Origin of the sequence: Plebeiibacterium sediminum (genome assembly GCF_026013605.1) — a bacterium.
Lineage (GTDB): Bacteria > Bacteroidota > Bacteroidia > Bacteroidales > Marinilabiliaceae > Saccharicrinis > Saccharicrinis sediminus.
In genome coordinates this window covers 1-17661 of sequence record NZ_JAPDPJ010000089.1, presented here as the reverse complement: position 1 = coordinate 17661, position 17661 = coordinate 1, and the positions used below count along the sequence as shown (strand labels likewise).

Below are 17661 nucleotides of genomic sequence, written 5' to 3'. Positions count from 1 at the left end.
CTTTTGTAAGATACTGAATATCAAGGTTTTAAACAAGAAAATTCACCTTTTAAATCATTGATTTTCAATTATTTATAGTTTTGTCATGTACTGAAGATAATTTCATAAAAGAATTAGAACAATCAGGAGATTTAAAAAAACTAGCTGAAATACCTTTGTTGTTAAGTATTTTGATAATACAAAAGATGCAAGATTCGGTATTGCCTAAAAACAAGCTAGAGGCACTTAAAGAAATAACTCAATATTTAATAAAAAAGCATCCCGTAAAACGTATAACTGACGCAGGGATTGTTCAAGAAAGAATAATAGAAGTAGATTTTAAAGATATTTTCTGCGAACTAGCAATTTACATTCAAAAAGAAAGTAATGACGGTGTAATCTTAAAATGTGATGCTCAGAAGATAATAAAGCAGTATCTAGTTCTTTATGCAGGTTATGATGAAGCAAGAGCCAAGGTTCGTAGTCAAGAATTGATTGAGCTTGGTGCTAATAATTATGGAATAATAATTGAAAAATCAAATGATGAAATTTCTTTTGGACATAAACAATTTCAGGAGTTTTTAGCAGCTCAATATCTATATGAGTCTGATGAAGAAACAGTAAACCAGTTTATAAATCAGTATGGAGCTAATCCAGCTTTTCACCAAGTAATAATAAGCTTATTTAGTTTAATGCAATTAAAACAGGTTAAAAAGTACAATAACCATTTTGAAGCATTAAAAGGGGCATCTCACGAAAAATGTCAAGAGGATTATCTTAAATTAATTTCACATGAGGTCGCAATTGACTTAGACAATGCACCGACAGGAGTTATGAATGTAGCTTTTGATTCAATCATTAATGAATTCGTCTTTGAAACCGACCCTTCATATAAAGAAGCTTTACTTAAACTAATTATTATTGCTCTTCAAACTGGAAGATTAAAAGAAAAGGTTGTGGATTTTTTAATTCAATTTTTTCCCTACCAGTATAAGTATAGAGATTATCGAGTTAACTCTCTAAGATATTCTGATAAGTTAAACACAAGTCAAATTGGATTTCTAAAAAAAGCGTTAATCAATGGGACAATAGAGATACGATATGATGCTTCTTATGCATTCAAAAAGCACATAAAAAATGGAGAAGTTTTTAGTTTTATTAAAGATATAATTCATAATTGCTCAAATCCAGATATTTTAGCCTTTGCTATTAATAGTATTATAACAAACGACATCACAGAGCAAGAAAGAGATGACCTTGTTAAGTCTGTTGTTGCTGATGTCCCAATTATTCAGCTTTACTTATTTAAGTATAAAATTTTTACAAAACGACATACTCAAGATGATTTGGAACAGCTAATCCCAATTGTAAATCAATTGCCTTACCAGCTAAAACAAGAGTCGATTGAGTTATTGATAGATGGATTTAATCAAAGTAGTAATCTGAAAAAAATATTAATTAAATCGATTGATAGAAAGGGATTTTATAATGAAGAAGAAACTACTATTGATAGTGGAATTGCTTGGAAGGTTCTTTTTCATTCATTTAATGAGGACATAGATGTAATTAATCTTATTAAAATACAGTTTGAGAATGAAGAATTTCCTTTCATTTCTGCTGATAATCATGAAATGTTTCAAAACTTACTTTATTATTTTAAAGATAAGGAAGAGTTGGTTCCTTCTGTTGAAAAATGGTTAGACAAGCGATTGGAAAAGTACAGTTTTGTAGACCCTGAAGTTGCATTTGTAAGTATTTTCATTCATTCAGAAAAAGCAAAAAAGATACTCCTTGAAGATTTACCGAAGACAGGAGTTTCTCACTGGAATGTAATGGCTTTATTGCAAGGCTGGGCTGATGATGAGTCAGTCAAAGAAAAACTCAAAGAGTATTTTAGAACAATTGAAACAAAAAAAACATCTGCATCCGCTCATTATATATCAAAAGTTTTTGATAGTAGCGAAAAAGAAGAAGCTATAAAAATCCTAGAAGAAATTCTTTTTGATAAAAAAATAACTTTTAGGGAAAGGTCTATTTCTGCTCTCATTGAACTGGATAAAGAATACTTTGAAAATAATATTTTAAAAACACTTATTAATGAACTAGACTCATTCCCTAAAGACATTTGGGGGCAATATTATTCCGCACTAGATACAATTGTAAAGAATTTTCCTTTAAACACGATTGTTCAATCATATATATTGGAGAGAATACAAAATGATAATAGTTTATACAACCTTGCTGTTCAGTATTTTCCAGAGTTAATAAAAGAAGAAGAAAAGTTACTAGAGAAATCAATTCCTTTGACAAAAGAGTTAAGGTCACTAATTATAGAGTCTTTTGCAAATTTATCTATACTACCAAGTAAAATTGAATCTGTTTTAAGCAATTTTGAAGAAGAGGCTGAAGAAGAAATAATGGGAGATATGGCAATTTGTTTATTTAATCATATTAAAGAAACTAAAACAGATAGAATCTTAGAGCTTAGTAAACCGATAGTTTTCGCAAGAGGTTTTGACTATGAAGTAAAGAGAAATATTGCTTTTGCAGGATATTTGATTTTAAGAAAACTCGATGAATATTTTACAATAGAAAGTGATGATAATCCCAAAGACAAATCAAGAAAGCTTGATATTTTTGGTGAGCAAGATTTCAGAAAGTCTTCAAGTGGGCTAATGATTAAATCAATCATCAATAATTTCGACTACCTGATTTCTTTTGCAGGAAAAGATTTTGAATTTATTGTCGACAATCTAAAATTCAAAAAAAATGCTGAGGATATTTGGGGATTCTTTGCAAGGCATTCTGTAAAATCCTCTCCAACTTACAGTCATATAATGGAATTTATATCCAATAATTCCACAACAATTAAAAACAGTTCGTTAATCAGTTTTCTTAACAGAACAACACCTCAAAGTCCCATTTTAAGAGATATCTTATTAAGATTTATTACTGCCAATGATAACAATAGAAATAATTATAATGTAATTCTTGCAGGTAGACTATTAGGTGCAAATTTTAATAATGACCCCCAAGTTTATAAGGAAGTTTGTAAGGTTAAGGGTGTTTATGATGTAGGAAGAATTATGGCTTTATGTAGTGGCTGGCATGAAGAACCAGTTCTAAAAAAGATATTTGATGACATAGTTGAACATCAAATTTTAGTAGATAATTATGTAGGTTTCAGTCTCAAGTTTTTATTCCGAAGTGTAGATAATTTGACTGAATTTATTAAGGGAGTATCTACAAATAGTGGTGAATTTAAAAGATATCATAGGTTTTTCTTCGTCCCAATGATTGAGCGCTTGAAAAGAGATAAAGATTTTAGTTCAGCTATTAAGGGACTTCTAATGTCTAGCAGTACATTCAGCGAAAAAATATCTTATTACAACTTACTATCACAAGTTAATATGCTAGACGAAGATGTCACTATATGGAAAAATAAAATAACAGATTTTAAAAATGACTTTGGATACGATATCGTTTCAAATAAAACAGTACGCTTAAAAGATATTTTATACGATTTTTATTACTAAACAAATGAAAACACCGAACCGCTAACATTGTATAAAGTACTATCACATAAAGTGTGTAAATAGTAAAATTATACCTCGAAAATTAATTACTGAATAGTTTTTCACTATTTAGTAATTGATTTTGAGGAGTCCCCGCGACAGCGGACGATATACTATGTGTTTAAAATATCAGGATGCAAACCTTAGTTATTTTATTTATTTTTAAACAGATAGTATACTTATGAAAAAAGAAGATCTATTAAACAGTGACTTTCTTAAGCATTTTAAGAATGGAGAAGAACTCAATGATTTTCTTCACCAACTTCAAAAAAGCGGCGTTGAGCAGATTCTTGAAGGCGAATTAGATGCTCATGTCGGCTACGAAAAACATGCTACCTCAGACTCTGGGAATGCAAGAAATGGTCATACTTCGAAGAAAATCAGAACGATGTATGGAGAGTTACAGATCAAGGTTCCTCGCGATCGTCAAGGTACTTATAACCCAATGATCCAGTAAGAATATTTGGATTATTGGCACCCCAAAAGCATTCCATAAAATATGAAACAGAGCCAACTCATAGCTAGTTAACTCTATTTTAATTATTTTCTTACATCGCACCCTTGATATTAGTACATGGCCGTTATTTAAGAGTGAGGCTATAATCTCTAAGATTTATAAAGAAACTTAGGGAATAGTATTAGTAAAGGGGAATGGGTAATGATAGAGATTAATAAAAAAAAACAGCTTTTAATCTTATTTTAACCCAAATATTAACCTTGTATAACTACTTTTAACATTTGTTTAATGCATTAACAAAATCTTTCCATCTTAATTTGAAATCACTAACTGGGAAATAGCTATTTCAAACCTTAAATTAAGTAGATGAAATAATCTTTTATCGTTAAGATGTTTAACGAAGTAAAAACCTTAAAATTATTCTGAATATGAAAAATTCATTTATAAAAAGTACCCGGAATGTGCTTTTTGTTTTTATCTATTTTTTGAGCTTTAATTCTTTTTATGCTCAAATATCATGGCCTGCTGATCAGATACTACCTTCTTTTTCATCTCCCGCACAAACGCAGGATTTATTTTATATTCGTGGAGATGAAGGAAGTGTTACTCCGATTACCTGGGAGGCAGAAGGTTCGTCGTTAGGGCATAATACTGGGCATTTAGACGATGATGGTTGGCTTTGTCAAGTTGGAGTTGATACCGAAAATCAGTATATGGTTTATGGCCCGTATGCTACAAATGTATCGGCCGGGGATAATATGGCTATTTTTCGAATAAAAGTTGATAACAATACTGCAAATAATGATCCTATTGTTGACATTGATGTGCGAAATGCTACAACAGGGGAAACACTTGCTTCAGAGACGATCACTCGTCAACAATTTCCTACAGCCGGAACATACCATGATTTTTTGTTAGGATTTAATTTACCAGCAGCAGGGCAATCGATAGAATTGAGAGTATATTGGCGAGGAGGTGCATACACAAAAGTTGATTGGGTTGGAGTGCAGGAGGCAATGATTTGGGAGGCAGAAGGTTCCTCATTTGGACATAATACAGGTAGTTTAGATGGTGATGGTTGGCTTTGCCTTACAGCATCAGATTCTCCTCAACATATGATCTATGGCCCCTATGCAAAGGATGTACCTGTTGGAGACAATGTAGCAGTATTCAGAATGAAGGTTGATAATAATACTGCAAATGATGATGATATTGTTGATATTGATGTGCGAAATTCAACAACAGGCGAAACCTTGGCTTCCACAACTGTTACCCGTTGGGATTTTCCTGTAGCAGGGGAATATTGTAATTTTACATTGCCTTTTAATTTAGAGGAAGTAAATCAGAAGATTGAATTACGTGTATATTGGAAAGGATATTCTTATACAAAAGTTGATTGGGTTGGAATTCAGGTAAATAATAATAATACTGATGAATTATACTTATTCGCCTCGTTAAAAGGCATTATAAACCAGACGCAACCTCGACTTTTTTCTTATGAAGGTGACGCTTTGGCTGAAGGGGCATACACATGGTTTGAGTCTTTGGATTTGGATTGGGATGAATATTCGGATGCCTGGGATTTAGTATCCAAATATTTAGGCGAAATATCAGGTGTAATTATTTATGATCCAGCTGAGATACATACTGTAAATTTAGCTACCACAATGGCAAAAGGCTTAAATGCCTTAATTGCATCACCTACATTAGCGGCAAAATTAGGTGCTTTCCCATATAACCTTCCAGTATTAGCTGATTTAAGAGGACAATTTAGCAGTAAGATTGATGTATATCAAACACTTTATAATGATTATTGGTCAAATACAGATCAACGCCTGCTTATTGGTTTAAATCCAGCAGAACATAAATCGGCTTTAAGAGAATATGCTGTTGCAACTGGATCTGCTGTGATTTGGTTAGATCCTGAAATTTCAGAGGAAAGTGCATTATTGAATAGCTTTTTATCGGAGATGCCAACTGGCGCTAATTTCATGGGGTGGTGGCCAGCTGAAGAGGCAGGAGTATCACGTGGTTCTGAATACGGTGTTGGAACAATTGCAAGTGATTGGTGTACTAATTTAACATTACACAGTGGTACTTCAAGAGAGGTAAAAGTAAAAGCTACTCCTCCAAAGCCTGAATTGCAAAATAAAATTTATGTGGCATTTATTTTAAGCGATGGAGACAACCTTCAGTATGTTGAACATTTGATGCGTAAACTTTGGAGTAATTCAGACCGCGGATCTGTTCCTTTGGGATGGACTGTATCTCCATCTATGTTAGATGCAATGCCTGGTGCTTTAAATTACTACTGGCAAACAGCTACTGATAATGACAATCTAATTTCTGGCCCTTCAGGAATTTCATATGCCTATCCAAACGATATTTCTGAAGAAAGTGAGCTAGATGATTTTGTTGCTAGAACAGAAGATTATACCCGCCGTGCAGGTTTACGGGTAGTGACAATATGGAATACGCTTACTGGAGGAATAGATCAAAATGTTGGCGAAACTTTTGCTGAATATGCCCCTTCAATTCTTGGGCTAACCTCTCAAAATACATCTGACGGTTTAACTATTTATAATAATAGCTTACCAGGTACAGGGTTAGCTTGTAATTATTGTTGGGATGAAACAACAATGTCAAGTTCAATTAGTGCCAATGCTACTGGTTGGGATGGATCAGAGCCTCGATTTATAATAGTTCAATGTCAGCCATGGCAAAATGCAACACCTACAACTTTTAAGAATGTTGCAAATTCACTTGGATCAGATTATGAAGTTGTCCGCCCTGACCATTTCTTTATGTTGATGCGTGAAGCAAACGGACTAACTATTGATCCGGGGGAGATTCATTATCGAATAAAGAACTCATGGAAAGGGACTTATTTATTTGATGGCGGAGATAATGCAGCATATGAGTCTCTTCCTGAAGATCCAGGAGAAAATTATGAGTGGGTTATCGAAGAAATTGATGGTGTTTATAGTGAATTACGAAATGTTTCAACTAATGAATATCTACATATTGAGAATTTATCGGGTAGCATTCAATGTACATCACGAAATTCTGGATGGCACAGTTCACAATGGGATCTAGAGGATGCTGGAGACGGAAAAGTGAGGTTCCGAAATAAATGGCAAAGCTCTGATTATATTCATATTGAAGATTTAACAGGTAATGCACAGCATGGTTTGATAGATACAAATTGGAGTAGTGCTAAATGGATACTAGAACCTGTTACTACATCCTCGCTTAAATCAGCATTGCTAACTGTTCCCTCAGAACTGGAAATAGTGAAAATATATCCAAATCCAGCTGATGATATTGTAAATATTGAAACTTCCATTGAAAATTATACAATAGATATTTTTGATATTACAGGGATTATTGTACTTCATAAAAATGATCTTAAAGGAAAAAGTACAATAAATCTATCCGGACTAAATAGAGGAATTTATATACTAACAATCAATAGTTCAAATGAGAAAATTACAAAACGAATTATTATTGAATAGGTTTATCTTATAAAATTAAGCAATTAGGGTGTCTGACATTAGTTAGACACCCTAATCGTAAGTGAACCCATCTTTGTTGATTATATATCACAGATATACTAGTATAAAAATTCGAAGAATTTATATGCAATATACTTTTGAGGTTGATGTTTTGAGAAAGAGAATTCAGAACTTGTTCTCAAAGAAATAGAAGTAAAATATATTGATTGACAAGAAGTGTATTTTACTCAAGCAATGAGATTGTGGAATAAATATCTCTATAATAATTATATATTTTTCACTTATTGTTGAAAGGGTACTTGATAGTATTATTACTTAGGTCCTTGAATCCAGCGTTGATAATACCCTCTATTTCTTCTGGGCAACCAACGTATTTTAAGGCTGCACTTAATGTTGAGAAAGGCTCAAGCTTAAATTTATAAGGTCCGTCTGCCACCATTTTAAGCATATTTGTTAGAGTAACTTGGTTTGGCTTACTTGTTATTAATGCTACCTTAGATCAATACTTCGTTAAACTTTTAAGCAGCAATAGTGCCGTAATACAATAGTTCTCTAGCCTTCTTTTTATTTTTAGGCAAGTATGGATTAATGCCAAACTTTTCAAAAAATAGATTAAGCTGTAAGGCATTGTGATTTATTGTTTTAATATCTGTCATTGAAAATGATTTTCTGTGCTCTTTTGGAATGCTTAACCAATGTAAAATCTTGGCCGATTGATTGCTGTCAAAGAAGCATTAAAGTGAAAATTTAGTTTATTTTCACTTCTGGCTTGACAATCATTTAAGCCTGTGTGTTGCTTTCCATCCCGATAAAGAAATTCAATCTGAAAACGGCTTTGATAATATTTCAAAATATCAGAAGCAGTCATGTTTGTATCAGTTGAAAAATACAGTTTATGGTTTTGTTTTCCATTCTCATTACAATAAAGTGTACAACCTTTATATTTCTTTTTAAGGATTTAGAATACACAATGGCACTATGAATTGTTGCTTGATCCTCTTTTGATATTAGTGTAAAGCGGTTTATATCAACATTTGTGTTATCAACTTTTCCATCGTACTTTTTAGGCCTCCCACGTTTTCCGGTAGGCTTTCCCTGATGTAAATGAAGTAAATCTGCATCATCTCTCAGCCTGCTTATTAAATGCATATCGGTCTTTATTACACGATCAACAAACGAACGTTTTGCAAACCATGCGTCCGCCACTAAATTATTTGATAGCTCAAGCAGTTGTGTTTTGCGCTTTGAAATCACATCTGCATACCAGCCTGATAGTGATTGCTCCTTATCAGCCAAGGTCTGGATAGCTTCTAAATGAAATGCTGTATGGTTATCAATATCAATTGCGGCTAAACCTCCAATTTCAAGTCCCCACTTGGTACGATTAGCACACCCAGACCAAAAATAGCCAATACCAGGTGTATGCTTACCTGCTTTACTAATATATGAAGGGTCAAAAGCAATGGCATATCGACCGCTCCCATGAGAAAGCGTTAATTCATTGTTGAAAGTCAGAAAGTCAAATGGTTTTTCAAATTGTTGTCGGTATCTTTGCTCCTTATGCTCACCAAAGCGACCTAACTGTAGAAAGTTAATGCGTCCTTTGATGCATAAAAATAGGATAAGAGTCTCTGTTACAAACTCTTTTCTCCAATTATGGATATTTGACATTCTTAATAACACGCTCTCTATGTGTGTTTTATAAATATTATTACCCTTGATAGTCACCCTTAATAAAGTTGTCGAAATTCTTTATTAAGATACTGATTATCAAGGGATTAAACAAGTAGTTAGACTGTTTATTTAGCTGATATTCAGTATTTTATACTATACTTTAACGAACTATTGTTAGATATTAAGCCACAATTATTGAAAAATTCAAATAAATTCTTTGATTCATCTATTTTCGACTTGGAAAGAATAGTATTCATCTCCCTAATATCACAAATTACATTGTAGTTTATGTCAAAATTCTTATCTGCAAACTCATCCAATTTAAGAGTTACAACCTCTTCAGGTTTTACTGGCCCTTTTAAACACTCAAGTATTATCCTATATACCGGTATTATCTTATAGCTTACTATGGTTTTCATCTCTGAAATGTTAAAATTGTATTTTTCGTATAAATTGGTACGCTTATTATAGTAGTTAATTTAAAGATACCTCTTAATTAGGTATTTCCCAATAAGTGTAGTTATATGTTTTATTAGGTAAGAGATTATGGTGTTTTGAATAAAGCATAATGCCCAGATGAAACCTGCAATAACTCTGGGCAAAATGCTTGGCTATTAATACAGGGAAATCGCTTTTAAAAGTAGTAATTTAAGTGTGTGATTCTAATAATCCTAGTATCTTTGCAAGTAGTTGAAAATGACTATGCGTCAAAAAAATGAAAAATTTCAAGGCGCAAAACAATACTGAACGTAATATATCTTTTAAATCACACTTTTCAACATTGACCGATTCTCGAAGAACTAATAAAGGCAATTTTTTCTATCCATTACAAGAAATTCTATTTTTAACAATCTCTGCTGTTATAAGTGGTGCTGACAATTGGACAATGATTCAAGAGTTTGGCAATAGCAAATTGGATTGGCTCAGAAAATTTTTTCCTTTTAACAATGGTGTTCCATCGCATGATGTTTTAGGAAAAGTTTTTGCCCGATTAAATCATGAAAAATTTTCACAGTGCTTCGTCAATTGGATAAATATCCTTTCAAAACATATTATGGGCCAAGTTGTTGCTATTGATGGGAAAACAATTTGTAGATCAGGTTCTAAAAGTAATTTCAAATCGGCTTTTCATGTTGTTTCGGCCTATGCTTCAGAAAGCCGTTTATGCTTAGGGCAAAAGATTGTAGATGAGAAAAGTAACGAGATTACAGCTATCCCCGAACTGCTTAAGATATTTGATTTAAAAGGATGTATTGTTACAATTGACGCCATGGGATGCCAAACGGAAATTGCCGAAACCATCCTGAAAAATAAAGCCAACTATCTCTTAATGGTAAAAGGCAATCAGGGTAATTTAAAAGAGCAAGTTGAGAAACTCTTCAAAATAGGACAAATCTCTTCCACCCAAACACAAGTAGACTTTGGCCATGGGCGAATTGAAAACCGGGCTTGTCATGTAATAACTGATTTACAATTCTTTGATGACAAAGAAAATTGGCAAGGACTCAATAGTATCATTCGAATTGATGCCGAAAGACATGATAAAGCAACTGATAAAACATCGGTAGAAACCAGATATTATATCAGTTCACTTAATCAAAGTGCAGAGCAATTCAATCAGATTATCAGGCAACATTGGACAATTGAAAATAATTTGCATTGGTCTTTAGACTTTCTTTTTAAAGAAGATTATTCTTTAAAAAAGAAAGGAAACTCAGCCATTAACTACAATATTATTTTAAAGCTGGCATTAGCTATGCTAGAGAGGGAAAAATCACGAAAACTCTCTAAGCCTGTTAAGAGATTAACTGCTGCTTTGGACGACAAATATAGAGAGAGAATATTAAATTGTTAAAAGCGATTTCCCTGGCTATTAATAGCCTTTTTAAAATGTAATAGATAATTATTCTATAGTTTTATAACTCGAATATAATCAAGCAAAGCTTCATTAATCTCTTCATCCATATTGATATTCCAATTTTCAAGGACTAGCTTTAATAGGTTTTCTCCCTCTTTTAATCTAATTTTTAACATGTTCGAATTTCCCCAATAATACCACTTGTTAATACCTCGTTGAGGAAATACCCACTAAAACGGAATCTTATTAAATTTGAATAATTTTCATGTGTTATACTTTTATAGTTTGATACTATATTTTGTGGAGATACAACCCGGGAACTATACTCTCCTTGTTTAATTGCATCTTTATAAATTGTAAATGCTTTAGACTTATAAAGAGGATCTTGCCCGTCATGACACCAATATACAGTAGTAATTAATATTGATAATAAGATGATACGATTCATAAATATTTGCATTTTAATATTTAATTGTTCTATTATTCAAATTATCTAATGCATAGGCATATGCGCCTAATGCTATTGCATGACTTGCGCCTAACTTACTAGTACCAATACCTATTTTGGGTAATTGCTCATACTCTATAATTTCTTTTGAATAAGGAATTGTTATATTTTTCACTGTTTTGGAAAAAAAATCTTGATAGTCATTTTTATTATCAAGACAGTAAACTTTGTGAATTAATCTATTTTGTCCATTTAGAAATTTACCTTTAATAATATCCATTACCGCTGGCATATAGTACTTTTTTGCTCCAGTAAGCCCACCTCCAATAACAACAAGGCTATCAAATAAAGTGATAAGATTTGCTAATGCATCTCCGAAATGCGTTCCAAATCGTACAAAGGCCTTATAAGCAGCTTCTCTATTCCCAGGTATTAAACCTTCTGCAATATCATATATATCTTTTGGAAAAAGTTGCGTGTCATTTATACCTGCATATTTACAGTAATTATTTATAATTGCACGAGTACTAACTTCTTCCTCTATATAATTTCTTTGAGAAATACCATTACTAAGTAACCATACTTCTCCTCCAATATTATTATTGCCACAAAGCAATTTTTCATTTGCCACAAAGCCTGCTCCAAAACCTGTACCTAACGTTATACCAATTAAATTTTTAAATTGTTTTTTACTTACCTTATTTACTTCTTGTAAAAAACCAGCTTTAGCTTCTCCATATGCATATAAGTTTCCATCATTTTGTATAAAAACTGGGATTTTAAAATAGCTTTCTAACATTGGGCCTAATGCGACTCCTCCTTTAAATCCGGATAAATTTTGTAAATCACCTATAATTCCATTATCGTAATCTGCAGGGCCTGGAAAAGCAAAACTTATAGCAACAGGTTTACTTTTTAATTTTAAAATTACACTTTCAAAGCCTTCAATAATTGTCTTCAGACACTTTGCTAAATCATCGCCAAAAGAAGGAGTATTTATTGGAGTAATTAGTTCCAGTCCCCCACAAATCGCATTAAATACAAAATTTGTTCCCCCTGCATCAAGAGTTAACACTACTCTTGATGCAGTATATATTTCCATGCATGCCTATTTTTTAATATTTGATAAAACAAGAGCTAAAATTATTGAGGTACAAATGGCAAGTATTAACATCCCAAATAAAGTATTGGAAAGATCACTTATTGCTCCCATAATAAATGGGATTACTGCTCCTCCAGATACGGCCATCATCATGAGCCCAGATATTTCACTTGAACGTTCTGGATATTTTTGAACAGATAAAGAAAAAACTAGAGGAAAGATATTGGCTACACTTAACCCTATAAGAAATGTTAAAACCAATGCTGAAACAGGCCCCATTATCAAAATTAAAAGTAAAAAAGCTAAGCTTATTATTGTGGTACCTACCAAAAAAATTCGCGAAGCTATTTTTGTTAATAAAATAGACCCTAAAAAAGCGCCTATCATACGTCCTAAGAAATATATACTTCTTCCATTTTCTGCAGTGATTTGTCCCAAGCCAAGGTTATTTATAAAATATTGCCCAGAGAAAGAATTATAGCCAACATCAATACCAACAACTAAAAAAATACATAAGACCATTGAAAGGATATAACCATTATTAAGTAATTTAAAACTAGAAAGTAATGAAACGGTAGATTCCTGATTTTTGGACTCTTGAATTTTAGTTGTAGATAGCCATAACACTGTTAGTAATGAAGTTACTCCAAATGTTAAAAATAGAATTTTCCAATCCCCATATTGGGCTGTAAAAAAGGCAGCTAAAGGTGCACCTAACATAGAGCCTATCGCTTTAACAAACTGGGAAAAACTTAAAAAGCTTGATGTTTTATTATTGGGCACAACTTCCACTAAAAGAGGATTTGCTGATACTTGTACTATTGTATTACCAATACCTAAGAATGCAAAACCAATTAATACAGTACCAAAGGAATAAATGACAAATGGTAATATTAGGCCAATTCCTGTAATGAATGCCCCAACGTTAAGAAGGGTTTTCTTGCCATACTTTGCTTGTAAAACTCCAATTGGAACAGATAAGGCAAAGAACCAAAAAAAAGCTACAGCTGGAATAAGCTGGGCAAGCATTGCGCTTAATTCAAAGTCATCTTTTATACGATCTACGCCTATTCCTACCAGATCAACAAAACTCATTACGAAAAATGAAAATAATACTGGTAATAGATGTTTATAATTCAAACTCTTTCTTATATTTTATTAGTATATATATTAAAAATGTATTTTCCTTTGGGTAAGGGCATTAAGTATTTATTTATAAATCAAATCGTATTATAATGAAAGTGCGAATAAATTGATTTATTCACAAAAATATGTGACTTGTTGTATGTGTTATAAAGAAGCCTTCTTACAATCCGCTATATTAGAAAGAGGCTTCTGTTACCTAATATAATAGATTGTGATTTGATATTATTTATGTAATCCTTTAGTCCTAAGATAATCTAGCATAAGTGCAGGGCGGTCTGTTTGTAATATATTTGCGCCATTATTTATTACCCAGCCCCATGAGCCATCAGGATCTTCTACCGCCATATCATCGGTATGTTTACCACATAAAGACTCCCAAAGCGTATTAACCCATATCTTAATCCCCTTATTTTTGATTTCCTCAATAATTTTAAACATATATGAATCATCAGTATCATAAATTACTTCAAAAGCAATTGGATTATATTTAGTTATAAATTCAACTACGTGAGTATCTAGGCTTTCTGTATTAATGCTAACTATTGGCATGTAATGAATTTCTTTTAACAAGTCGCCATATAGATCAATTAGTTTATTTAAAGGTTTATCGCCTTTTAGGATTGCTTGGTTTATAGTATTTGTCTTTTTCAAAATGTCATATACTAAATCTATATGATCAAAGCTTTTATCTACATTTACAAGTATTTTCCCTTTACAAGCAAGCATCACTTGTTCGAATGTTGGTATTTTGTATTCCGTTGTTATACCATCCGCATTTTTAAGGTATAATGAGCTTAAATTAGGGTAGGTACAATTACTAAGCTTGCCACTTCCTGTAGTGGTTCTATCTATAGTTTCATCATGCATTAAAACTAGAACTGAATCTTTTGTCATGCGAACATCAATTTCTACGATATCAACTCCCATTTCAATACAGTTCTGAATTGCTTCAATAGAATTCTCAGGGGCATTTCGCCAATCGGCTCTGTGTGCTGCTACAAAAATTCCTTTATAATCAGATCTATTAAGTAATGATAATAGTAAATCACTTTGACTAACTGTCTTATCCTTAGTGGAAATGCAATAAGAAAAAGATAAAATTAATAATTTAAGTTTCCCATGTCTCTAAGCAGCTTCTGAAAGCTGCGATTCTATTAGCCTGAAGATTTTGTTATCCTCGGGCTTGTTTTTCATTATATTGATAATCAACTCATTAAAATCACTATCGATTAAATCGGAGATGATTCTCAGTAATTCCAGTATGAAGCCCCATATCCTCAATGAAATAGTGAGTTCCATTGCTTGATCTTTCGAGTGTGCAAAAAGGCCACCTATTGTTTCATAGGCTTCAAACCTTTTAGCCAGACTGAAAACATTGTATTCTATAATGGCTATAGAGACATCAGCTATTTGGGCATCAAAGTCTCTTGATTGTGATTTACCAAGACTAAAGTAGTTTTTCGATTCTTTAAAAAATACTTCAATACTCCATCTGGTGCTATATATTTCGTACGCCTTCAAAATTCCAAGCTTTACATTAGTAGACACCAGTAGATGCCATTTACCACGTTTGCTGGTCTTGCAGAAATACAGCTTTAACGGAACACCTTTGTATTCTACTTCTACCTCGGCGCAATACAAGCTCAAAGCCTTGACCCATTTCACTTTCTTACGTTGCTTTAGCAATTGTGCAAGTTCCTTTGTGCTATAGTCACAACCTTTAAAGCTGTATCTTGCTTTGCCCATCTTTGCCATTGCAATAATGTTGATTCCTAATGATAATGCCGATGTTAGAATGGCTTCACAAAAGAACCAGCTATCCATAAGTACATAATCCGCTTTTATTCCTTTGCTTACGGCTCTTTTTACCATCGTTATTGCCATTGAGATTTTATCGTTCTGTAATTCTTTTTCTCGGTTAGCTCCATGGCTCCCCTTTTCTCGTTTCTTCGTAAATTGCTTTTGTCGTAACCGTCCGAGCAAGTACACCAAATTTTCCCAAAAAAAATAAGGTTTTGGTTAACTATTGCCCTACAGGTTTCCAGTTTGTAGGCAAAAGTTCATGAAGTTTGTTTGCTTTATGATCCGGGAGACGGTTCAGCACATCAGTCATCCATTCATATGGATCAACGTTGTTTAGTTTGCATGTTCCCATAAAAGAATAGATGACGGCCGCTCGCTTAGCTCCTTCATGAGATCCGGCAAAGAGATAGTTTTTTCTTCCAAGTGCTACGGGACGGATCGTGTTTTCTACAAGATTATTGTCAATACGATATTTTCCGTTTTGGACATATTTGGATAATTTCTCCCAGAAGTTTCGGGCATATGTAAATGCCTTTCCAATATAACTTTTAGGTAGCAAATGCAAATTATCTTTGTGCCATAGCCATTGCTTCATTTCTGTAAGTATAGGTACTGACTTTTCCTAACGCAAAAGCATGCGTTGCTGGTCGTCCATTGTTTCAGCTATACGCTCTATGGCATATAAGGCTTGTATTTTCGACAAAGCGTAGTTTGCCCTGTCAGGATCGTTGTCTGAAGCCTTTTCAAAGTAACGTCTGGCATGTGCCATACAAGCGATAAGTTCTATTTTGTGGTTGGTTTTCATATCAAGGTAACCAACATATCCATCAGTTTGGAGTGTGCCCTTAAAGTTTTTAAGGATATTTTCCGGCGCAGCTCTTCCCCGGCTTTCATTGTAATCGAAAAAAACGGTTTTGTTTTGGGGAGAGTGGTACACCCAGTGGTAACCTTGATGAGTCGCCCCTGGTTTTTTATCGGTCAACACCGGGATAGGTGTTTCATCTCCCTGAACATATCCGCTCTCAAGGGTTTGTTTTACCAGACAGTCGTAAAGCGGAGAAATCAACTTGAAAGTGGCAGCTACCCAACTATTGATGGTCGATTCTGCAATGGTGACTTTTGATCTTTTCAAGATGCCCTGCAGGCGATAAAAAGGGATATGGTCGGCAAACTTGCTTACAGCAATGTGTGCCAGCAAAGAAGCTCCTGCATTTCCTTTGGGGATGGGTAAAGATGGCATATCTGCAATAACCACGCCTGCTTCTTTTGGAAGTGCGTATTTAGGGCGTACAATCTGGCGTACCCAAAGCCCGCCGGGTGTATATTCCATGGTCTCGGTTATTTCCTCGCCAATCTTTTTTGAGCCTTCCTGCAAGTTATCCGGCTCTATCACTTCCACCACCCTGGGAAGATCCTTGGGTATGGGTTGGCGCACCGGCCTTCTTTTGTTTTTCTTTTTTACCGATTCTTGTTTTGGTTCGGGCTGTGCCTGCGGGAGTGTTTCCTCTTGTCCAAGTTCCAGCGACAATTGGTTCGGGTCGATAAAACGTTCGCTTTTCTTACCGAACAACATACGTTTCATATAAGCCAATTGTTCTTCGAGCAGCCGAATGCTTTTCTCCTGCGATTGGATCTGTTGCATCTGCTGATTACATATCTGCACTAGTCTTTGTATGTCCTTTTCCTGGATCATTGCTGTGACAAAAGTGCAATAACAAATTCGTATAAAAAATAACCTTTATTCTTGTGGAAAAGAAAAACGTTTTTTGAGCGAATATTTTTCCATCCTGATGCCCTCTACCATCATTACCAGATCGGACCATTTTATCTGTAAGTCTTTTGTGCCTTCTTTCATCCGGGGAAGGTCAAAGGTGCCGGACTCCAGACGTTTGTAATAGAGCACAAATCCTCCGGCCTCCCAATGCAACAGCTTGACTTTATTTTGGGGTCGGTTAATAAAGATGAAAACATCTCCACTGACCGGATTTCTCTTTAATTCTCCGGATACAATGCTGTATATATTAATAAAAAGGAGTCCACATATTAATCGAAAAGTATACCACTTGTTGTTAAGAATTGAACGTTAATTGTTACGTTCATTAAT

At 33.7% G+C, this 17661-nt stretch carries 15 protein-coding genes and 1 pseudogene; 4 read left to right on the top strand and 12 right to left on the bottom strand.

Annotated elements, in window-relative coordinates; genetic code table 11:
* The first annotated feature begins 80 nt into the window (after positions 1-80).
* The 3 genes from OM075_RS22315 (at position 81) to OM075_RS22305 (ending at position 7526) form a co-directional block, all read left to right on the top strand.
* Complete coding sequence (locus tag OM075_RS22315; protein WP_301192774.1) at positions 81-3515, top strand: NACHT domain-containing protein; 3435 nt, start codon at positions 81-83, stop codon at positions 3513-3515.
* A gap of 220 nt (positions 3516-3735) precedes the next feature.
* Positions 3736-4011 (top strand): transposase, encoded by a 276-nt coding sequence (locus OM075_RS22310; RefSeq protein ID WP_301192773.1) that lies wholly within the window; start codon positions 3736-3738, stop codon positions 4009-4011.
* A 428-nt stretch (positions 4012-4439) separates the two neighbouring features.
* A complete protein-coding gene (locus OM075_RS22305) occupies positions 4440-7526 on the top strand; it encodes a T9SS type A sorting domain-containing protein (RefSeq protein WP_301192772.1) in 3087 nt (1028 codons plus the stop codon).
* A 518-nt stretch (positions 7527-8044) separates the two neighbouring features.
* Here OM075_RS22305 and OM075_RS22300 read toward each other — a convergent pair.
* The 4 genes from OM075_RS22300 to OM075_RS22290 form a co-directional block, all read right to left on the bottom strand.
* Complete coding sequence (locus OM075_RS22300) at positions 8045-8182, bottom strand: hypothetical protein (RefSeq protein ID WP_301192771.1); 138 nt, start codon at positions 8180-8182, stop codon at positions 8045-8047.
* Positions 8183-8214: 32 nt separating this feature from the next.
* On the bottom strand, positions 8215-8394 hold the full coding sequence (locus tag OM075_RS26145) for a transposase (RefSeq protein WP_363321643.1): 180 nt from the start codon (positions 8392-8394) through the stop codon (positions 8215-8217).
* Positions 8391-9197, bottom strand: a complete 807-nt coding sequence (locus OM075_RS22295; protein WP_301192770.1) for a hypothetical protein — start codon at positions 9195-9197, stop codon at positions 8391-8393. The genes OM075_RS26145 and OM075_RS22295 overlap by 4 nt, the downstream gene beginning before the upstream one ends.
* A 143-nt stretch (positions 9198-9340) precedes the next feature.
* Positions 9341-9619: a hypothetical protein gene (locus tag OM075_RS22290; RefSeq protein WP_301192769.1), complete on the bottom strand. Its 279-nt coding sequence runs from the start codon at positions 9617-9619 to the stop codon at positions 9341-9343.
* A gap of 296 nt (positions 9620-9915) precedes the next feature.
* Here OM075_RS22290 and OM075_RS22285 point away from each other — a divergent pair, with 296 nt between their 5' ends.
* Complete coding sequence (locus OM075_RS22285) at positions 9916-11055, top strand: ISAs1 family transposase (RefSeq protein WP_301192768.1); 1140 nt, start codon at positions 9916-9918, stop codon at positions 11053-11055.
* Between the two features lie 172 nt (positions 11056-11227).
* On the opposite strand, the gene OM075_RS22280 is transcribed toward OM075_RS22285, so the two are convergent.
* The 8 genes and pseudogenes from OM075_RS22280 to tnpB form a co-directional block, all read right to left on the bottom strand.
* Positions 11228-11506, bottom strand: coding sequence for a hypothetical protein (locus OM075_RS22280; RefSeq protein ID WP_301192767.1), 279 nt, complete (start codon positions 11504-11506; stop codon positions 11228-11230).
* Between the two features lie 13 nt (positions 11507-11519).
* Complete coding sequence (locus OM075_RS22275; protein ID WP_301192766.1) at positions 11520-12608, bottom strand: ROK family protein; 1089 nt, start codon at positions 12606-12608, stop codon at positions 11520-11522.
* 6 nt (positions 12609-12614) lie between these two features.
* The gene (locus tag OM075_RS22270; RefSeq protein WP_301192765.1) at positions 12615-13703 is read right to left on the bottom strand and encodes an MFS transporter; all 1089 of its coding nucleotides are present in this window, start codon (positions 13701-13703) and stop codon (positions 12615-12617) included.
* 273 nt (positions 13704-13976) lie between these two features.
* Positions 13977-14759, bottom strand: coding sequence for a glycerophosphodiester phosphodiesterase family protein (locus OM075_RS22265; protein WP_301192776.1), 783 nt, complete (start codon positions 14757-14759; stop codon positions 13977-13979).
* A gap of 120 nt (positions 14760-14879) precedes the next feature.
* On the bottom strand, positions 14880-15626 hold the full coding sequence (locus OM075_RS22260; protein ID WP_301192764.1) for a transposase: 747 nt from the start codon (positions 15624-15626) through the stop codon (positions 14880-14882).
* A gap of 151 nt (positions 15627-15777) precedes the next feature.
* Entirely contained in the window at positions 15778-15909 is a 132-nt protein-coding gene (locus OM075_RS22255) for a transposase domain-containing protein (RefSeq protein WP_301192775.1), read from the bottom strand.
* Between the two features lie 36 nt (positions 15910-15945).
* Positions 15946-17199, bottom strand: a pseudogene (gene tnpC, locus OM075_RS22250) (IS66 family transposase); the annotation flags it as partial.
* 96 nt (positions 17200-17295) lie between these two features.
* Positions 17296-17568, bottom strand: coding sequence for an IS66 family insertion sequence element accessory protein TnpB (gene tnpB / locus OM075_RS26140; protein WP_363321644.1), 273 nt, complete (start codon positions 17566-17568; stop codon positions 17296-17298).
* Positions 17569-17661: the final 93 nt, after the last annotated feature.

What these genes read in the sequence shown, in the direction of transcription:
- OM075_RS22305 (WP_301192772.1), top strand. Translation starts at nt 4,440, where the DNA reads ATGAAAAATTCATTTATAAAAAGTACCCGGAATGTGCTTTTTGTTTTT.
- OM075_RS22310 (WP_301192773.1), top strand. Translation starts at nt 3,736, where the DNA reads ATGAAAAAAGAAGATCTATTAAACAGTGACTTTCTTAAGCATTTTAAG.
- OM075_RS22260 (WP_301192764.1), bottom strand. Translation starts at nt 15,626, where the DNA reads ATGGTAAAAAGAGCCGTAAGCAAAGGAATAAAAGCGGATTATGTACTT.
- OM075_RS22295 (WP_301192770.1), bottom strand. Translation starts at nt 9,197, where the DNA reads ATGTCAAATATCCATAATTGGAGAAAAGAGTTTGTAACAGAGACTCTT.
- OM075_RS22300 (WP_301192771.1), bottom strand. Translation starts at nt 8,182, where the DNA reads ATGACAGATATTAAAACAATAAATCACAATGCCTTACAGCTTAATCTA.
- OM075_RS26145 (WP_363321643.1), bottom strand. Translation starts at nt 8,394, where the DNA reads ATGACTGCTTCTGATATTTTGAAATATTATCAAAGCCGTTTTCAGATT.
- OM075_RS22290 (WP_301192769.1), bottom strand. Translation starts at nt 9,619, where the DNA reads ATGAAAACCATAGTAAGCTATAAGATAATACCGGTATATAGGATAATA.
- OM075_RS22285 (WP_301192768.1), top strand. Translation starts at nt 9,916, where the DNA reads ATGAAAAATTTCAAGGCGCAAAACAATACTGAACGTAATATATCTTTT.
- OM075_RS22270 (WP_301192765.1), bottom strand. Translation starts at nt 13,703, where the DNA reads ATGAGTTTTGTTGATCTGGTAGGAATAGGCGTAGATCGTATAAAAGAT.
- OM075_RS22255 (WP_301192775.1), bottom strand. Translation starts at nt 15,909, where the DNA reads ATGGGAACATGCAAACTAAACAACGTTGATCCATATGAATGGATGACT.
- OM075_RS22275 (WP_301192766.1), bottom strand. Translation starts at nt 12,608, where the DNA reads ATGGAAATATATACTGCATCAAGAGTAGTGTTAACTCTTGATGCAGGG.
- OM075_RS22280 (WP_301192767.1), bottom strand. Translation starts at nt 11,506, where the DNA reads ATGAATCGTATCATCTTATTATCAATATTAATTACTACTGTATATTGG.